The 15022-nt window shown below is 52.8% G+C and carries 16 protein-coding genes; 12 read left to right on the top strand and 4 right to left on the bottom strand.

All coding sequences use genetic code 11. The annotated features are described in order from the left end of the window. Positions 1 to 47 precede the first annotated feature (47 nt). The gene (locus tag NDQ72_11665) at positions 48 to 776 is read left to right on the top strand and encodes a hypothetical protein (GenBank protein WKD26731.1); all 729 of its coding nucleotides are present in this window, start codon (positions 48 to 50) and stop codon (positions 774 to 776) included. 666 nt (positions 777 to 1442) lie between these two features. Here NDQ72_11665 and NDQ72_11660 read toward each other — a convergent pair. Further along, entirely contained in the window at positions 1443 to 2807 is a 1365-nt protein-coding gene (locus NDQ72_11660) for a PLP-dependent aminotransferase family protein (GenBank protein WKD26730.1), read from the bottom strand. A 174-nt stretch (positions 2808 to 2981) separates the two neighbouring features. On the opposite strand from NDQ72_11660, the gene NDQ72_11655 reads away from it, so the two are divergent. The 5 genes from NDQ72_11655 to NDQ72_11635 all read left to right on the top strand — a co-directional run bounded on the left by NDQ72_11655 (position 2982) and on the right by NDQ72_11635 (position 7255). Beyond that, positions 2982 to 3215 carry a hypothetical protein gene (locus NDQ72_11655; GenBank protein ID WKD26729.1) on the top strand — a complete coding sequence of 78 codons (234 nt, stop codon included), beginning with the start codon at positions 2982 to 2984 and terminating at the stop codon, positions 3213 to 3215. Between the two features lie 2 nt (positions 3216 to 3217). Then, positions 3218 to 4570 (top strand): tripartite tricarboxylate transporter permease, encoded by a 1353-nt coding sequence (locus tag NDQ72_11650; protein WKD26728.1) that lies wholly within the window; start codon positions 3218 to 3220, stop codon positions 4568 to 4570. 100 nt (positions 4571 to 4670) lie between these two features. Beyond that, positions 4671 to 5930 (top strand): hydroxymethylglutaryl-CoA reductase, degradative, encoded by a 1260-nt coding sequence (locus tag NDQ72_11645; GenBank protein WKD26727.1) that lies wholly within the window; start codon positions 4671 to 4673, stop codon positions 5928 to 5930. A gap of 9 nt (positions 5931 to 5939) precedes the next feature. After that, positions 5940 to 6845, top strand: coding sequence for a hydroxymethylglutaryl-CoA lyase (locus NDQ72_11640; protein WKD26726.1), 906 nt, complete (start codon positions 5940 to 5942; stop codon positions 6843 to 6845). Positions 6846 to 7015: 170 nt separating this feature from the next. Further along, complete coding sequence (locus NDQ72_11635; GenBank protein WKD26725.1) at positions 7016 to 7255, top strand: DUF333 domain-containing protein; 240 nt, start codon at positions 7016 to 7018, stop codon at positions 7253 to 7255. A gap of 520 nt (positions 7256 to 7775) precedes the next feature. Here NDQ72_11635 and NDQ72_11630 read toward each other — a convergent pair. Next, positions 7776 to 8729 (bottom strand): helix-turn-helix domain-containing protein, encoded by a 954-nt coding sequence (locus NDQ72_11630; protein ID WKD26724.1) that lies wholly within the window; start codon positions 8727 to 8729, stop codon positions 7776 to 7778. 146 nt (positions 8730 to 8875) lie between these two features. Here NDQ72_11630 and NDQ72_11625 point away from each other — a divergent pair, with 146 nt between their 5' ends. Further along, complete coding sequence (locus tag NDQ72_11625) at positions 8876 to 9754, top strand: MBL fold metallo-hydrolase (protein WKD26723.1); 879 nt, start codon at positions 8876 to 8878, stop codon at positions 9752 to 9754. A 109-nt stretch (positions 9755 to 9863) separates the two neighbouring features. Next, positions 9864 to 10379, top strand: coding sequence for a GNAT family N-acetyltransferase (locus NDQ72_11620; protein WKD26722.1), 516 nt, complete (start codon positions 9864 to 9866; stop codon positions 10377 to 10379). 75 nt (positions 10380 to 10454) lie between these two features. Here the strand turns inward: NDQ72_11620 and lhgO are convergent, their stop codons facing one another. Then, positions 10455 to 11669, bottom strand: a complete 1215-nt coding sequence (lhgO, locus tag NDQ72_11615; protein WKD26721.1) for an L-2-hydroxyglutarate oxidase — start codon at positions 11667 to 11669, stop codon at positions 10455 to 10457. 64 nt (positions 11670 to 11733) lie between these two features. Then, the gene (gene glaH / locus NDQ72_11610; GenBank protein WKD26720.1) at positions 11734 to 12696 is read right to left on the bottom strand and encodes a glutarate dioxygenase GlaH; all 963 of its coding nucleotides are present in this window, start codon (positions 12694 to 12696) and stop codon (positions 11734 to 11736) included. A gap of 248 nt (positions 12697 to 12944) precedes the next feature. On the opposite strand from glaH, the gene NDQ72_11605 reads away from it, so the two are divergent. From NDQ72_11605 to NDQ72_11590, 4 genes are all read left to right on the top strand, one after another. Further along, positions 12945 to 13571, top strand: a complete 627-nt coding sequence (locus tag NDQ72_11605) for a LysE family translocator (protein ID WKD26719.1) — start codon at positions 12945 to 12947, stop codon at positions 13569 to 13571. Positions 13572 to 13662: 91 nt separating this feature from the next. Further along, a complete protein-coding gene (locus NDQ72_11600; GenBank protein ID WKD26718.1) occupies positions 13663 to 14142 on the top strand; it encodes a pyridoxamine 5'-phosphate oxidase family protein in 480 nt (159 codons plus the stop codon). Between the two features lie 133 nt (positions 14143 to 14275). Next, the gene (locus tag NDQ72_11595) at positions 14276 to 14533 is read left to right on the top strand and encodes a type II toxin-antitoxin system Phd/YefM family antitoxin (protein WKD26717.1); all 258 of its coding nucleotides are present in this window, start codon (positions 14276 to 14278) and stop codon (positions 14531 to 14533) included. Continuing rightward, positions 14521 to 14823, top strand: a complete 303-nt coding sequence (locus NDQ72_11590; GenBank protein WKD26716.1) for a type II toxin-antitoxin system RelE/ParE family toxin — start codon at positions 14521 to 14523, stop codon at positions 14821 to 14823. Before NDQ72_11595 ends, NDQ72_11590 begins: the two co-directional genes overlap by 13 nt. Positions 14824 to 15022: the final 199 nt, after the last annotated feature.

Raw genomic sequence — 15022 nt, 5'->3', positions numbered from 1 at the left:
GAACGTGCCGTCTAACACGCTATTCGCCACCAGAAAGGGTGATTCCAATGTTAGTTTTGAATTCATCGGTTGCAGGAACAACATGGTGCGGTGAGGCAAAGTCTATTATCGGCCCTCTTGTGATGAAGCAAGAAGAAGGTGGCGGCGGGCCGTCTCACAAAGAACTATTGCAGTGGTCACAAGACGCTGTGTTCGAGTCGTTCCGAAAATGGACCAACGAGAATAAACCAAGACCTTACAAGTATATAGCCCTTATTCTCAATGCCAAAACTACAGGACTGGAGTCGACACTTCAGGCCTACACACAGGCACAGCTTGCCTGGCTGGATGTGGAGTCGGGGCCAGATATCCTCATCCTCCACAGCGATAGTCCATCAAACGAAGATGAAGCGTCAATCGACCTCATTCGAAAGACAGCACGCTGGGTGGAGTATCTCCACATTCCTCGTACTTCGCTTCCGTGCCTGTTTATCATGCCCCACTCTGCATTTTCATGCATCAAGGAGAAGCGCAATAGCCTGATTTACTCTCTGGCTGAGCCTCGCGCTCATTGGCATGGCTCAGATGAGGACTACATTACATACACACTTCGTGCTCTATTTGATTCCGTTGATGCGGTTGCTACGGATACTGCGAGGCCAACCAGGGATCTTGAAAGAGAATTCACGAAACGCCTGCGAGGAGCCATTGCTCCCCCCTGGATTAAGAAAGCGATGAATACTGTGAACCTTCCGTTTGTAGGGCACCTACTCAAGCTGTTGTCGATGATGGGATGATGCACACAGGCGAGCAAGTGGCTGCAGGCGGACGCGCTATCGCGCGCCTGTGAACCCTGACGTTAGGCAGATCGAGAAACGAGGAAATAATGGCGTCACCTGTCCTATAGAGAAAGACCTATTAGATACGATCAGCGCAATAGCTACGCTGGTTACGCCGTTCTTGCTGCTTGGTCGAGGTGGACTTGGTTGGGTAATCAAAAGCAAGGTTCAGGCATCGCAAGCGAAAGTGGTGCCAAGAGACGCAAGAATTTGAAGCTTAAGCAGGCACATCCAAATTAGGACGTTTACGTGTTCTCAGATGAAGACCATTATTATGAAAAGCTCGGGTACAAGCGAGTTGGCTCAGTCTTTCAACTGTAAATTGGCTAACATGACCAAGCACGGCGATGGATTTTTCCTTGCGGCTTCGCCTACACCGCAACGCTGAGCGTGTTGATGTCTTTATATCAGCACTAACTAAAAGACTGCTTATGGCCGTAAGCAGCCCATATATGCTCCAAACAGAATTAGCAGTGATTGATATTATCCAATGATAAGCTTTTCTTTTAGCGGGTTGCACCTAGGGGCACTGGTATACGCAACGGTATACTTTTCGAGTTTGCATATAAAATCTTTTAGATTTATATGTTTGCTTATAGTTTTGGACTTGCCAGGAGCCCAACCCTACCCCAAAAAACGCTCAAGAAACCCCAAAAACCGATGATCATTGGCATAGGCAATATGCATACGCATAGACGATGCATCCGGCCCATTAGGGCGTAGTGAAAAGATACTGCCGGGCGCGATGAAAATACCTTCGTCCGAGGCTATTTTGGCAAGTTGCATCGCGTCGATATTATTCGGCAGGCGCGCCCATAAGTAATAACCTTCACCAGGCCCCTCTATATTCTCAAGTCCCACTTCTTTCAATGCAGTAATGGTACTGGCACTGGCCTTGGTAATACGTTCGCGAAGCTGTACCAGGTGACGGCGGTAACGGCCGTGGGCAATCATGTCGTGAATCAGGCGCTCGCTGAAGGTGGAGCTGTTAACGACAGTCACCATTTTGATATCGGTAAGTGCATTAACCAGCCCAGGGTTGGCCGCCAAGTAACCCGAGCGAATGCCGGTGGAAAGCGTCTTGGAAAACGTACCGACGTAAATCACGCGACTCAGGTCATCCAGTGCTGCCAAGTGAGCGCTTCCTCGGTGGAGTAGATCTGCGAAGGCGTCGTCTTCTACCAGAATCAGGTTGTAGCGTTCTGCGAGTGTCAGTAGCCGATACAGCTGGTTAAGTGAAAGGGTAGAGCCCGTCGGGTTATGGGCATTAGGCTGGAGAAAGAAAACATTGGGGCGATATTGAATAATCTTGCGCTCCAGGTCATCTAGGTCCAGCCCATCGTGGCTGCGCGAAACGCCAATCAGCTTGGCCTTGGCCAGGCGCAGCTTGCCAAACAGCGGGTAATAGCCGGGCGTTTCCACCAGGACGCGGTCGCCCGGGGCGATTAGGTGGCGAATAATCAGATCGAAGGCATGATTGGCGCCGAAGGTCAGCAATACCTGTTCATGAGAAGCGTGAATGGAGCGTCCGGCCAGTACCCTGGCAATCGTTTCACGCAGTGGGAGATACCCTTGAGGAGCACCGTACTCGATATCATCATTGCCGATAGACGTTAATCGCTTGGCTTGCCGCGCAAGCGCCGCGCCGCCCATCCAGCTGGCGGGCGCTCGGCCGTCGCCTACCCGTACCTGAAAGTTACCTACCAACTGCTCCCTCAGAAGCGAGACGCTATCGACGGCTTCCTTTAGCTCGTAGGTCTTTTCCCGCGCTTCAAGCGCGGGTGGCTGCGTAACAAAAAAGCCTGCCCCTTGGCGGGCGCGCAACCTGCCCAGCGCAATCAACTGATCATAAGCATCCACAATGGTGTTTTTTGACACTCCATGCTGCCGGGCAGCTTCGCGTATAGAAGCGAGCCTAGCCCCTGGGGCAAGGCGGCCTTCGTTGATAGCCTTGAGAATGGTGTCGGCCACGTGCCTGGATTTCGACATGATCCGTATCTTCCGCAAAACGGGTTAAGCCCGGTGAAATCAGTGTACCTGCCTTTTGATGGGTACAGTACTTCGTGCAATCTCGCCAACTGTACCTATCAGTACTCAGCAAGTTTACCCATCATGTGCTCCATTAAAAAAGACACATCCATAATAAATTCAAGGAGACACGCTATGTCTGAACAGAAGAATCGGTTTCTCAATGTGTGGGATGACTCGGTGAGTGGGAGAGATCTTCTGCTGTCACTGTATATTTCGACGCCGTTAACACTAGGCGGCTATCTGCTTGCTCCAGCGCAGCCTCCGCTTCCTCTTATTCTTGGGTTGAGCGGCGCTATTCTGGGCTTCTTCATCAATGCGCTGCTGTTTCGCCCTAAACGGCAGCTGCAAACCGGTGAGGATAAGTAGTCATGGATCCCGTCTTATTACTTCAAATGTTGGCGGCTGCGATCATTGCCGTCATCGTTTATACCGCGATTGGTGTTGCACCGGGTACCGATGAAACCGCCGTACTGGCTCCGGTAACGCTGGCTCTGGTGGTCGCGGGCATACCGCTTCCCGTGGTGCTGGCTTTCTTTATGGCGGCCATTGTTGCTAAGAAGCTGACCGACTCCATTCCCGTTTCGGTAGCCGGTATACCGGGAGGGGTGATGTCGGCACCTATGGTTGAGCACGCACTGATCTTGAAGCGTGAAGGTCATGCCACCCTGGCGATTCGTAAAATGGCGTCCGGTTCGGTCATCGGTACGCTGGTGGCGATCCCCATTAGTCTGTTTCTGGCTTTTCTATTGACACCCCTAGCCGATTTGCTTGGCCAGTATGCCAGCCAGATATTCTTTGGCGGGGCCGTATTTCTTGCTCTGATGAGCAAGGAGAAAGTCATCAGCCTGATCAGTATTGTGCTACTGGCTGCATTGATTCAGGGCTTGCGGCACCTGTATTGGGGGATGGGCGTCATTCCAGAAGGGCAGACTGTATTCATCTCGTTCTTCTTGGGCATCACCATTGGCCCGATGATGTTTAATCTGGCACAGCTCACGGTCAACAGTGAGCGCCATAAAATGGCGGAGTCTGAGCCTAAGCAGATCCAGATCTACGGTAACGATGAGAAAGGGCAGCTACCCAATCCGTTTCGCATTCTGACGCGTCAGGAAACCGCCTCGGCCGCAGCTAGCTCTGTCCTGGGTTCGGTCACATTCTTCATGAGCCCAGTCGGCATCACGATCTTTCTGGGCGAAGTAATGTCGAGCTGGGTGAAAGGTACGGTCAATAAGGCTAGTCGCGCGCTATCTTCAATGGATGCCGTCACCAACGCCTCTTACATCGCGGGCATCTTGATTCCCTTAGCGGCACTAGGCATACCGATGAGCCCGATGGCGATTGGCCCGGGCAACGCCTTCTTCAACGCACCGCCGGTACTGACGCTCGAGCAGAATGCTCACCACTTGATGAGTTTTTCTGAAATTACCATCGCAAGCATTTTGGGTGCCGGTGTCGCTTTGCTGATTACCTACCCGATTGCGGTTCGGTACGCGCGGCGTATCTGCATCTTTGTGTTCAAGCACATTCCTCACGAAGCGTTCCTGGCGATGTTCTTCTCGCTGGTCATGCTGCTTGCCTATATGGATGCCGGAGTAATGGGCATTTTGGGCGTGATGGTGCTGGCACTGATGGCAGGTCTACTCAACCGTTGGGGCGTCAACTATGGCGTGCAGTTCATGACGCTTTATGCCGCACCGTGGCTTTTAGGGCTAATCGCTTAATCCGTTTGGATCCATGCCTGACGCATATGCTGACTCTTGGTAAATCGTACACGTCAGGCACATTTACTTATTCAACCTCAATTGATCAGAGGCATTATTCATGGCACACAGCACATCCCGCATTCCTGGTTTTTATCAGCTTACTCCCAGCGAGCGGCTTGAGAAAGTCATCGAAATAGCTGAGCTCGGCAGCGAGGTTCGCACGCATTTCTCTGATACGGGCAATATCTCGTCGGCCACTGCCGATGCCATGATCGAAAACGTCATTGGTACGCTGAACCTGCCAATCGGCGTTGCCACCAATTTGATTATTGATGACGAGGAACAGCTGGTACCCATGGCGACCGAAGAGTCTTCCGTGGTCGCCGCCGTGTGTAATGCGGCCAGGCAGTGTCGCGCATTGGGCGGGTTTCATACCGATACGTCAGAACCCATCATGATTGCGCAGGTACAGTTGCTGGATGTGCCTAACCCCGAGTTTGCACGCCTTCGGCTGCTTTCCGAATTCGAACAGGTAAAAAGCATTTGTGATGCAACCGACCCAGTACTGCTCCAGCACGGTGGGGGTTTCCGTGACCTGGAAGTGCGCGTTCTCAACAACATGCTGATCGTTCATCTGCTGGTGGATGTGCGTGACGCCATGGGTGCCAATGCTGTCAACTCGATGGCGGAAGCTGTCGCGCCTTCTCTAGCGGAGTGGAGCGGTGGTCGCAGCTGTCTGCGTATTCTGTCCAACCTCGCTGATCGGCGTATTGCTCGCGCACGTGCTACCTGGAAACTTGAAGATCTTGGCGGGGAGTCGGTACGTGACGGTATGCTCAACGCGTATCGCTTCGCAGACCAGGACCCTTACCGGGCAGCTACCCACAACAAAGGCATCATGAATGGAGTTAGCGCTGTCGTGCTGTCAACGGGCAACGATACCCGCGCGGTAGAAGCGGGTGCTCATGCCTACGCCGCTCGCACGGGGCGTTACCGTTCCTTGACACATTGGGAAGCCGATAGTGAAGGGAACCTGACTGGTACCTTAGAAATGCCTATGCCGGTAGGCTTGGTAGGCGGCGCTACTCGATCGCACCCTAGTGCTCGGCACTGTCTTGATATTCTGGGCGTTAAAACAGCGGATCGCTTGGCACGTATTATTGTCGCGGTGGGTTTGGCGCAGAATTTTGCCGCCATTAAGGCGCTGGCGACCACCGGCATTCAGAAGGGCCATATGGCACTGCATGCTAAAAATATTGCGGTAATGGCCGGGGCCGAGAACGATGAAGTTGATCGTATCGCAGCGCTGCTTGTGGATGGCGGTAAGGTGCGTGTGGATATCGCCCAGCAACTGCTTGAACAGCTGCGTAACGGCTAAGGAGACAACATGGCCTTGCCATCCTCTGTGCGCCTGGTCGAGGTCGGTCCGCGCGACGGTTTGCAAAATGAACAGGCGTTTGTGCCTACTCACCTGAAGCTTGCGTTTATCAAGCGCCTGGTGGAGGCGGGTTGTGCAAATATCGAGGCGGCGAGCTTTGTGTCGCCTAGCTGGGTGTCGCAAATGGCCGACCATCGGGAAATAATGCAGGGCGTTGAGCGACGCCCTGGCGTTGTCTATTCAGCCTTGACACCTAATCTGAAAGGCCTTGAAGCAGCGATTGAGTGCGATGTTGACGAAGTCGCCGTATTTGGCGCAGCAAGTGAAGCCTTTTCTCACAAGAACATAAACTGCTCTATCGCCGAGTCGCTCGAGCGTTTTGAGCAGGTGGTAGAGCATGCGCGCCAGGCCGGGCTACGTGTACGGGGATATATTTCCTGCGTGCTTGGCTGCCCTTATGAGGGGGAGATCGCGCCTTTACAGGTGGCGCGAGTTGCCAAGGCGCTATACCAGATGGGCTGCTATGAGGTATCACTGGGCGATACGATCGGCACCGGAACGCCATCAAAAGCCAAACATATGTTGGCGGCTGTTGCCGCTCAGGTGCCAATAAATAACCTGGCCGCCCACTGTCATGATACCTACGGCCAAGCACTTGCGAATCTCTATGCGATGCTGGAAGAGGGCCTAAGCGTTATTGATAGTTCCGTCGCCGGTTTGGGGGGCTGCCCCTATGCCAAAGGAGCTTCTGGCAATGTGCCAAGCGAAGATGTGGTGTATATGCTTGAGGGTTTGGGAATCGAGTCAGGCATTGATTTAAACGCGCTGGCAAGAACGGGGGATTGGATCACAAAAGTGATCAACGTACCCAATCGGTCACGCGCTGGCAGCGCCTTGATGGTGGCAGGGGGATAGCGTATTCAACCTGACTTTCGACATATTAGAAGCAGGTCATCATTTCTGGCTGCCATGCCAAGAAAGTCCGAACGTTGACTATAATGAATGAATATCAGCGGGTTTTGCGCTGCTAATAATCACTGTTCAACGAATCACTGTTCAACGTAACAATGCAAAGGGAGAAGCACATGGCTCGTTATGGCATGTTGATTTTGATAGGGATGGCACTGGCGGGATGTTCGACCCTAGGTACTACTGATGGTGCTAACCAGGCGCAGCAGGTTGCCGTCAATTACTGTGAGCAGGAAGGCGGCGAGGTGCGATCGCGCCAGGAAGCGGGCAAGACTCGTCAGTATTGCCACCTTTTAGAAGGACGGGTGGTAGAAGTCAATCTGCTTTATCAGACGGAAGGTTTGCGCGTTCACTAAGCGAGGTGCGGCGTATGCGTTGTCGTACCGGCGCTTGCCTAGTGTTTTAACTATTCTTGATTCAGTGCGTTGACAACAGTTGTGTTGGAGACGATGGACAGCAACGGTAGCTGGAAGAGGCACTTGCGCGTGAGCTCGAAGCGGCTGGCCACAGTATAGATTGGAACACGGTTATGCGCGCTTGATACGCTATCGGCTACGATTGAAGGGCCGCTGCAACGGCCTCGAAATGCACTTTGTCAGGTTCCTTTCTGACAACCTTTAAATCGCGTGTACCGGGACTGGTTTTGCGCTGCCACTACAAACCAGCCCGTAATGCGGGCGTTATAAATCGCTACATCAGTGATACCTAAAAGACCGCTTCTGGCCGATAACGACGGCTTGGCCTAAACCGTCGTTTGACGAATCCATGGGATAGCGCTGAAAACGCGACGAGACTTGAAGGTGGCTCTTGTCAGTTAACCCAAAAATTTATGAACGCGGTTAACGGCAGAGCGGGGCAATGCTAGCCAGAAACAACTCAGGAGTTGCCGCCAAAAGTTTTACGCCAGTCGCGTGGGCTGACTTGATGATGTTGCCTAAAATGTTGACGGAAAGACGTTGCCGTATGAAAGCCAACTCGTTCCGCAATCGCTTCCACCGACAGGGAGGTGGTTTCCAGTAGCTCGCGCCCGCGCCGTAGGCGCTCGTTGACAAGCCACTCCACCACCGTCATTCCGGTTGCTTTTTGAAAGTGGCGCGTGAAGGTGCGTCTGCTCATGGAGGTTCGAGCCGCTAGCTCATCGATGCGATGCGAGCCGACTAGGTTTTCTCTCAAATAATCCAATAAGCGATTGATATGGGCGTCTTGAGTGGAAATGGCAACGGGTTGCTCAATGAACTGCGCCTGCCCACCTTCGCGGTGCGGGGGAACCACCATAATACGGGCAATCTTGTTGGCAATCGTTGCGCCGTAATACTCGCGCACCAGGAATAAGCAGCAATCTAGGCCTGCCGCCGTGCCTGCGGACGTCACTAAACGATCCTCCTCCACATAAAGCGCATTGGTGTCCAGCTTGACTCTTGGGAATCGGTCACTAAAGTCCTGCTCGGCGACCCAGTGAGTTGATGCCCGCCTGCCGTCGAGCAGTCCAGCGTACGCCAGTGCATACGTGCCGTAACAAAGCCCCACCACATGAGTGCCCCGTTCATGGCAGCGGACAAGCGCCTCGGCCAGCTCAGGCGGTGGCGGTTCATCCAGGTCATGCCAGCCAGGGACCACGGCTATATCCACGTTATCCAAGAGCGTTAAGCCGCCGTTGGGCTTTATTGTCATCACCTCATCACTCTCTGGCGAGTCTTCCCAAGCTGCAACGATGGACAGATCGAAGAGTGAGCGATCAGGAAAGGCCATGCCGAACACCGTATAGGGCACCGAGAAATGAAAAGGAGTGATACGGGGATGGAGAATTAAACCTACGCGTGGTAAGGACATGGGTAATTCCTTAGCTGTTCTTAACTTAGCCTTACCATAGTGGCCCAAAACTTTCGAACACTGACTTTCAGGCCAATTTTTTTGACGGTCGCCTCTCTCTACACTGTTGTCTACCAATCCAGCAGCGTATTGAAGGAAGTCATTAGATGCCTATCAAAACCTTATCCAGTTCTCCTGTCCTCACAACAGGGCTCATTACCGGTAACTCCTTGGCGGATTCAAACGCTCAGGGGGCGACGCAAAAGCTGCAGCAGATTCGCAATGCAACAGTGAAGGTTAGCTATGGGGACACCACCTTTTTGGTGGACCCGATGCTGGCTGAGCAGGGCACTTATCCTGGCTTTGAAAATACCTACCGTAGCGAGTTACGCAACCCGCTGGAGGGGCTGCCTATGCCCGTTGAGGAGATAATCGACGGTGTCGATGCCATTATCGTTACTCACACACACCTCGATCACTGGGACGATGCTGCCCAGCAGCTGTTGCCCAAAGACCTGCCGCTATTTACACAGAATGCCACCGATGCTGAGCTGATACGCTCTCAGGGATTCAATGATGTGCGCATTTTGGACGGTAAAGTTGAATTTGGTGGAGTGACACTGCATAAAACGGGCGGCCAACACGGCTCTGACACCCTCTATGCAGTTCCTGAACTGGCCCAATTGCTCGGTGAGGTGATGGGGGTGGTTTTCGAAGCCCCCGAGCACAAAACTACCTACTTGGTGGGTGACACCATCTGGCGCGATGAAGTTGAGCAGACGCTGGCGCGTTATAATCCCGAGGTGATTGTCGTGAATGCCGGCGCCGCAGAGATCACAGGCTTCTCAGGTGACCCAATCATCATGGGGAAGCAAGATACGCTGCGTATGCATCAGGCAGCCCCTAATGCGGCGATCATCGCGGTGCATATGGGCGCGGTGAACCATATGACATTAAGCCGTGAAGAGTTGTCTGATTACGTGCGAGAAGTTGGGATCCAGGATCGCGTGTCTATCCCCGCTGATGGCCAAATTATTGCCTTTTAATGCCATGGGTCGCCTTTGATGGCGGCCTGTTTCTGTGTATTAATGTCTTAACGCTGGCTTGCTGCCTTCATTCCCTAAGCACCCACACACCATGCAGCCCATCCCTTAAATGAAAAATTTCAACATCAAACTAGTAACCCCAGAAGATTGGGCGCTGTATAAGTCCGTTAGGCTGGAATCACTCAAGGATTCCCCTGACTCATTTGGCGCTACTTACGAGCAGGAATCTGTATTGTCGGATGCTGATTGGCGGGTGCGCTTAGATCTTAGCGCGCGGGGGCTTGTGGCTTTTCCGTTAGTGGCCGAGCAGGGTGGCCGGGCGATGGGGCTTGCTTGGGGAGTGATACATGCACCAGAGGTGGAAACCGCTCACATCTACCAAATGTGGGTTTCGCCTGCGGCAAGAGGGCAAGGCATCGCCAAGGCGCTTCTGGGTAAAATTAAAACCTGGGCGATAGATAAAGAGTGTGAGCGTCTCGCGCTTGACGTTACAATCAGTAATGAGGCGGCAGTTGATTTGTATCGGTCGTCTGGATTTATGGCAATGGGGCAGCCGGTGCCGCTTAGGAAGGACTCTTCTCTTATGATGCAGGCAATGCTGATGGCGTTACGCGGCGCTGGTTAAGTAACCGCTTAAGCCTATTTCGGACGCAGACTATGCGCCCGAAATAGGCTTGTTACTAATCAGCTTGGTGTGCTCTTAGCTCACTACAACAGCGCTATCGCCAACCTGCTGTTTAACTTTCTCTACGATATACGCGCCAATGGGAATGGCAGACGTCGCCGCAGGCGAGGGTGCGTTACACACGTTGACAGTACGTGGCGTGTTGACGAACAGGAAGTCGTCGACCAGCTTGCCATCGTTGGACACCGCTTGGGCACGCACGCCAGCCGGGTAAGGCTCAAGATCAGCAAGCGTTAAGCTTGGGCAGTACTTACGCACTTGCTGCAGGTAGCCTTTTTTATAGATTGAGTTCTTAAACTCGGAAAGCCCAGGACGCAGGTTGTCTTTCAGCACCTGGCGGATGCCGCGGTGGCGCAGCATGGCTAGCGTGTCGGATAGCGACACATCGGTTTTTCGGTAGCCTTCACGTTTCCAAGCCAGCACAGCGTTAGGGCCGACCGTCACGCTGCCGTCGATCATGCGTGTCAGGTGAACACCAAGAAACGGCATCGAAGGGTCTGGAATCGGGTAGATCAGGTGATTAACAATTTGATTGTGCTGTGCAGGCAGTCGGAAGTACTCGCCGCGGAACGGACAGATCGTAAAGTCTGGCTCGATACCCAGCATACGTACCACGCGGTCTGCCATCAGGCCAGAGCAGGACACCATGTAGCGGGTAGAGAAATCCCCCTGGCTGGTAGATACCACCACCTCATTGGGGAGCTCACTTAAGCCGGTGACTGACGTGGTGTAGCGGATTTCACCGCCAGCGGCTTCAAATTCGCGGCCCATGGCGGCAGCCACTTCAGCGTAATTGACGATACCGCTGGAAGGAACAAAGATACCACCGACGCCGGTGATGTTAGGCTCACGTTCTTGCAGTTCTTCTGCCGTCAGCCAATACCGTTCCAAGCCATTAGCCTCTGTACGCTCCCATAGTGCTTTCATACGCTGGAGTTCGAGGTCATTCGTGGCGACCAGCAGCTTGCCGCATTCGTCGTAGGCAATGCTATGTTCGTCACAAAACGCCTTGGTGGCGAGGTTACCCTCTAAACAAAAACGCGCCTTTAAACTGCCTGGCGTGTAGTAAACTCCTGCATGAATCACGCCACTGTTGTGGCCTGTTTGATGGCGGGCAGGGCCATCCTCTTTCTCAACCAGCAGCATCTTCTTGTCAGGATAGGCGCGGATCAGCTGCATGGCAGTCGACAGCCCAAGAATGCCGCCCCCGATAATAATGTAGTCGTACATAGGCGTCTCGGTAGCCAAGGGAAAATGGCCACCGTCATGGCGGTGGCCAGCTTATTCTAAATGATTATACCTGACGCGGCTGACGTAGTGTTTTGGCATGGGTGAAATAGCCACGCTGACGCATCAACTCACGACGCAGGTCAGGGTGCGGGGTGAAGCGATCGCGCCCATGTAGCCAGAAGTGATTGTTAATCAAAAGGAAGCTGCCAGTAGCGACCGGAACCGATAGCTGATGTTGGCTACCTTCCAGCGAATCAGACAGATCAGCTAGCCAATTGCCTTCTTCAAAGTCCTTCGGCTGAACGAACTGGTCAATGTAGGCCATGATCGGGCGACCCTCGGTGTCCACATCGAACACGGGGTGGTAGATATCGCGATCAACATTCTTGCTCGGTGGCGCGGTCCAGCGCATGTTACGACGCGCCAGTGGGTGAGAGTAGAAACTGTCTAACCCTTCCCAGTCATCAAGGTGCAACAGTAACGAGTTGCCGCCTTGCATGTTCTGTTCGTCAACTTTCATCATCAACACGTAGTCGGTGTCCTGCTCCACGAACGTACCGTCGTTATGCAGCTCCATCACGCGGTGTGGCTGACGTAGGTAACTGTCTGAGTTATCGACGTTCTTGACCACAAAACGCGCATAGTACTGGCCGCTCATAGCGTCGTAGTTAGAGCGCCCCATCAGGTGAGCCACTGCCGTGGCAAATATCACCATATCATCAGCTTGCTCAACCTGATCCAGCCCCTCTGGTGTCACCAGAAATGCCCCGGTATCCCGATCCACCATGGTCTCAATCAACACCGGCTGAAGGGTGTTCTTACACAGGTCATCAAGAATCTTGGCCACTCGAAAACGCAGGAAAGACTTATATTCCAGTGCCTGAACCGGCCATTCCGACACGGCGTCAAGAAACGCTTTCACTGTTTCCTTAGGGAAGCTCAGTTGCAGTAAACGGTCCGACTGCGGTGAGCGGCCAAGGGTGAAACCATGATGCTGCTGTGCGGGGATAGTGGCTGGAGCGTTCATTGGACGCCTCTCTTTAGCAAAAGGGTGAAAAAGAACTGAATCAAACAGAGAACCTACGCTTAAAAAATATCTACATTTTTATATTTCGTCAACGTTTTGTGTTTATTTAGTTAAAAATAGTGTGAGAACGACCATCAGGGGCGCTCATATCGTCAAAGTAATGAGGGGCTCAGGGGGACTAATGGGGGACTCCAGCCTATTGCGGCTTATGCTAACTTAGCCATTATCACGTCTAAGGTGCTGTCCCGATGTCTATCGAAATTTGGTTTGCCTTTGCGCTTGCATCCGTGGCCTTGCTCGCTATTCCTGGGCCGACGATTTTGACGGTTGTCAGCTACTCCATCGCCCAAGGTCGACGCGCTAATATTCCACTTGTCGCCGCGGTTGCCCTGGGCGATTCCACGGCGCTGGTTTTTTCGCTACTTGGCTTGGGAGCTGTTTTGGCCGCTTCGGCGTTTTGGTTCACCGTTATCAAATGGATCGGCGGTTTATATCTGCTCTATATGGGGATAAAGCTGTTGCGTGCCGGGATATCGTCAGTTCAGCCGGTAACACCTGCGGTATCAGGGGCGCGTTGGAAGCTGTTCACCAATACCTATTTGGTAACGGCACTGAACCCCAAGGGCATCATCTTCTTCGTCGCCTTTTTGCCGCAATTTGTTAGCCCTGGTGCTAATGCGGGGCAGCAGTTGTGGATTTTGGCGGTCACCTTTGTGGTGTTAGCGACACTCAATGCCACGCTTTACGCGGTGTTTGCCTCATCCGTGCGCAAAATGCTTGCCTCACGCCGCGCCCAGCGCCGTTTCAATATTGTGGGCGGAACGCTACTTTCTTCAGCGGGTGTTTGGGCACTGCTGGCTAAGCGGCCTGCGTAATAGGCGGTTGGTGGTTTTAGAAAGTGTCAGCACGTTCACTCAATGATAAAGCGTGCCGTCTAGCACCTGTTAGGCATTCGAGGAAAAGACCGTGTCAGACCTAATGACTACCGAAGTTCGTGAATCTGTAGAGCGAAGCGTGCTCTGTTGGTTAGCCACAAGTGACGAAAACGGGCAGCCGAATGTGTCGCCCAAGGAAGTCTTTGCTGTGGCGGATGGCGAGAATATAGTGATCGCAAATATTGCCTCACCTCGCTCAGCGAAGAATGTCAGGACAAATCAGAAGGTTTGCCTTAGTTTTGTTGATGTTTTTGTCCAAAAAGGCTTCAAGATCATTGGCATGGCAACTGAACTGAAGCCGTCAGAACCGGAGTATTCTCGCTGGGTTGGTCCACTTCTCCCGATGGCTGGCGATCGCTATCCAATACACAGTGTCTTCGTTGTAAGAGCTAGCGCTGTAGAGCCAATAGTTGCGCCTAGCTACCGGCTTTATCCCTCAGAGGCTACTGAAGAGTCTCAAGTTCAGTCCGCGCTTCGCACTTACGGAGTTACCCTGGATAAAGATGCCTAACCAAGCCATCAAATTCGCACCCTTCGGTCGCTGGACATCGTCTCACTGGCCGTTTATGGCGGGCGTTAGCTGTGATTGCTGCGCTAGCAAAGTGATACTATAGTGTCACTTTGGTCTGGATCAGGGTGAGCCCATGAAAGTTGAACTTGTTACAAATCTTAAGCGCCAAGCCACAAAAATCTTGGCAGACCTGCATCTTTCGAAAGAGCCGGTACTGATCACTGAACATGGCAAGCCATCCGCATACCTTGTCGATGTGCAAGATTTCGAGTTTATGCAGCGCCGACTAGAGCTGCTTGAGGGGCTTTCGCGGGGAGAGCGCGCTGTACTTGAGGGAAGAACGTACAGCCAACGTGAGGCCAGGGAGAAAATGAGTAAATGGCTGAAGTAATTTGGACAGAGCCTGCTCTTCAAGAACTGGATGCCATCGCTGAGTACATTGCTCTGGATAATCCTGCTGCCGCAAGCCATCTGGTCCAAAACGTTTTCGATAAGACCGAGCGTTTGGAAAACTTCCCCCAATCCGGACGGATTCCTCCTGAGCTCCCCAATTCGGTATACAGGGAGATAGTGGTTCCACCCTGTCGCATTTTTTATCGTGAGGATGAGAAACAGATTCTGGTCCTTCATGTTATGCGAGAGGAGCGGCAGCTCCGTGCATACATGCTTGGGAATAGCTAACCAGGCGAGTTACTAGAATACTGTTGTCTTCGCTGCGTCAACGTCATCGGTGAGCTTTCGATCAATCTGGCGAAGTGCATTATGTGCGTTAAGCTAAAAACGTTAGGTTTCTAAGTTAGGTGGGCATGATGTTTTACCACCTTCTGAGCCTGATCAGTCGGCTCTCGTTTTAAAGCTGTTTAGATTGCTAAGGGGGTAA

The sequence above is a fragment of the Halomonas sp. KG2 genome (assembly GCA_030440445.1).
GTDB lineage: Bacteria > Pseudomonadota > Gammaproteobacteria > Pseudomonadales > Halomonadaceae > Vreelandella.
This window is presented reverse-complemented; position numbering and strand designations above follow the sequence as displayed.

Excerpts from the sequence above, each read along its gene's own strand:
- NDQ72_11605 (WKD26719.1), top strand. The coding sequence starts at position 12,945 with ATGTCTATCGAAATTTGGTTTGCCTTTGCGCTTGCATCCGTGGCCTTG.
- NDQ72_11635 (WKD26725.1), top strand. The coding sequence starts at position 7,016 with ATGGCTCGTTATGGCATGTTGATTTTGATAGGGATGGCACTGGCGGGA.
- NDQ72_11640 (WKD26726.1), top strand. The coding sequence starts at position 5,940 with ATGGCCTTGCCATCCTCTGTGCGCCTGGTCGAGGTCGGTCCGCGCGAC.
- NDQ72_11665 (WKD26731.1), top strand. The coding sequence starts at position 48 with ATGTTAGTTTTGAATTCATCGGTTGCAGGAACAACATGGTGCGGTGAG.
- NDQ72_11645 (WKD26727.1), top strand. The coding sequence starts at position 4,671 with ATGGCACACAGCACATCCCGCATTCCTGGTTTTTATCAGCTTACTCCC.
- NDQ72_11655 (WKD26729.1), top strand. The coding sequence starts at position 2,982 with ATGTCTGAACAGAAGAATCGGTTTCTCAATGTGTGGGATGACTCGGTG.
- glaH (WKD26720.1), bottom strand. The coding sequence starts at position 12,696 with ATGAACGCTCCAGCCACTATCCCCGCACAGCAGCATCATGGTTTCACC.
- NDQ72_11650 (WKD26728.1), top strand. The coding sequence starts at position 3,218 with ATGGATCCCGTCTTATTACTTCAAATGTTGGCGGCTGCGATCATTGCC.
- NDQ72_11595 (WKD26717.1), top strand. The coding sequence starts at position 14,276 with ATGAAAGTTGAACTTGTTACAAATCTTAAGCGCCAAGCCACAAAAATC.
- NDQ72_11660 (WKD26730.1), bottom strand. The coding sequence starts at position 2,807 with ATGTCGAAATCCAGGCACGTGGCCGACACCATTCTCAAGGCTATCAAC.
- NDQ72_11620 (WKD26722.1), top strand. The coding sequence starts at position 9,864 with ATGAAAAATTTCAACATCAAACTAGTAACCCCAGAAGATTGGGCGCTG.
- NDQ72_11590 (WKD26716.1), top strand. The coding sequence starts at position 14,521 with ATGGCTGAAGTAATTTGGACAGAGCCTGCTCTTCAAGAACTGGATGCC.
- NDQ72_11625 (WKD26723.1), top strand. The coding sequence starts at position 8,876 with ATGCCTATCAAAACCTTATCCAGTTCTCCTGTCCTCACAACAGGGCTC.
- lhgO (WKD26721.1), bottom strand. The coding sequence starts at position 11,669 with ATGTACGACTACATTATTATCGGGGGCGGCATTCTTGGGCTGTCGACT.
- NDQ72_11630 (WKD26724.1), bottom strand. The coding sequence starts at position 8,729 with ATGTCCTTACCACGCGTAGGTTTAATTCTCCATCCCCGTATCACTCCT.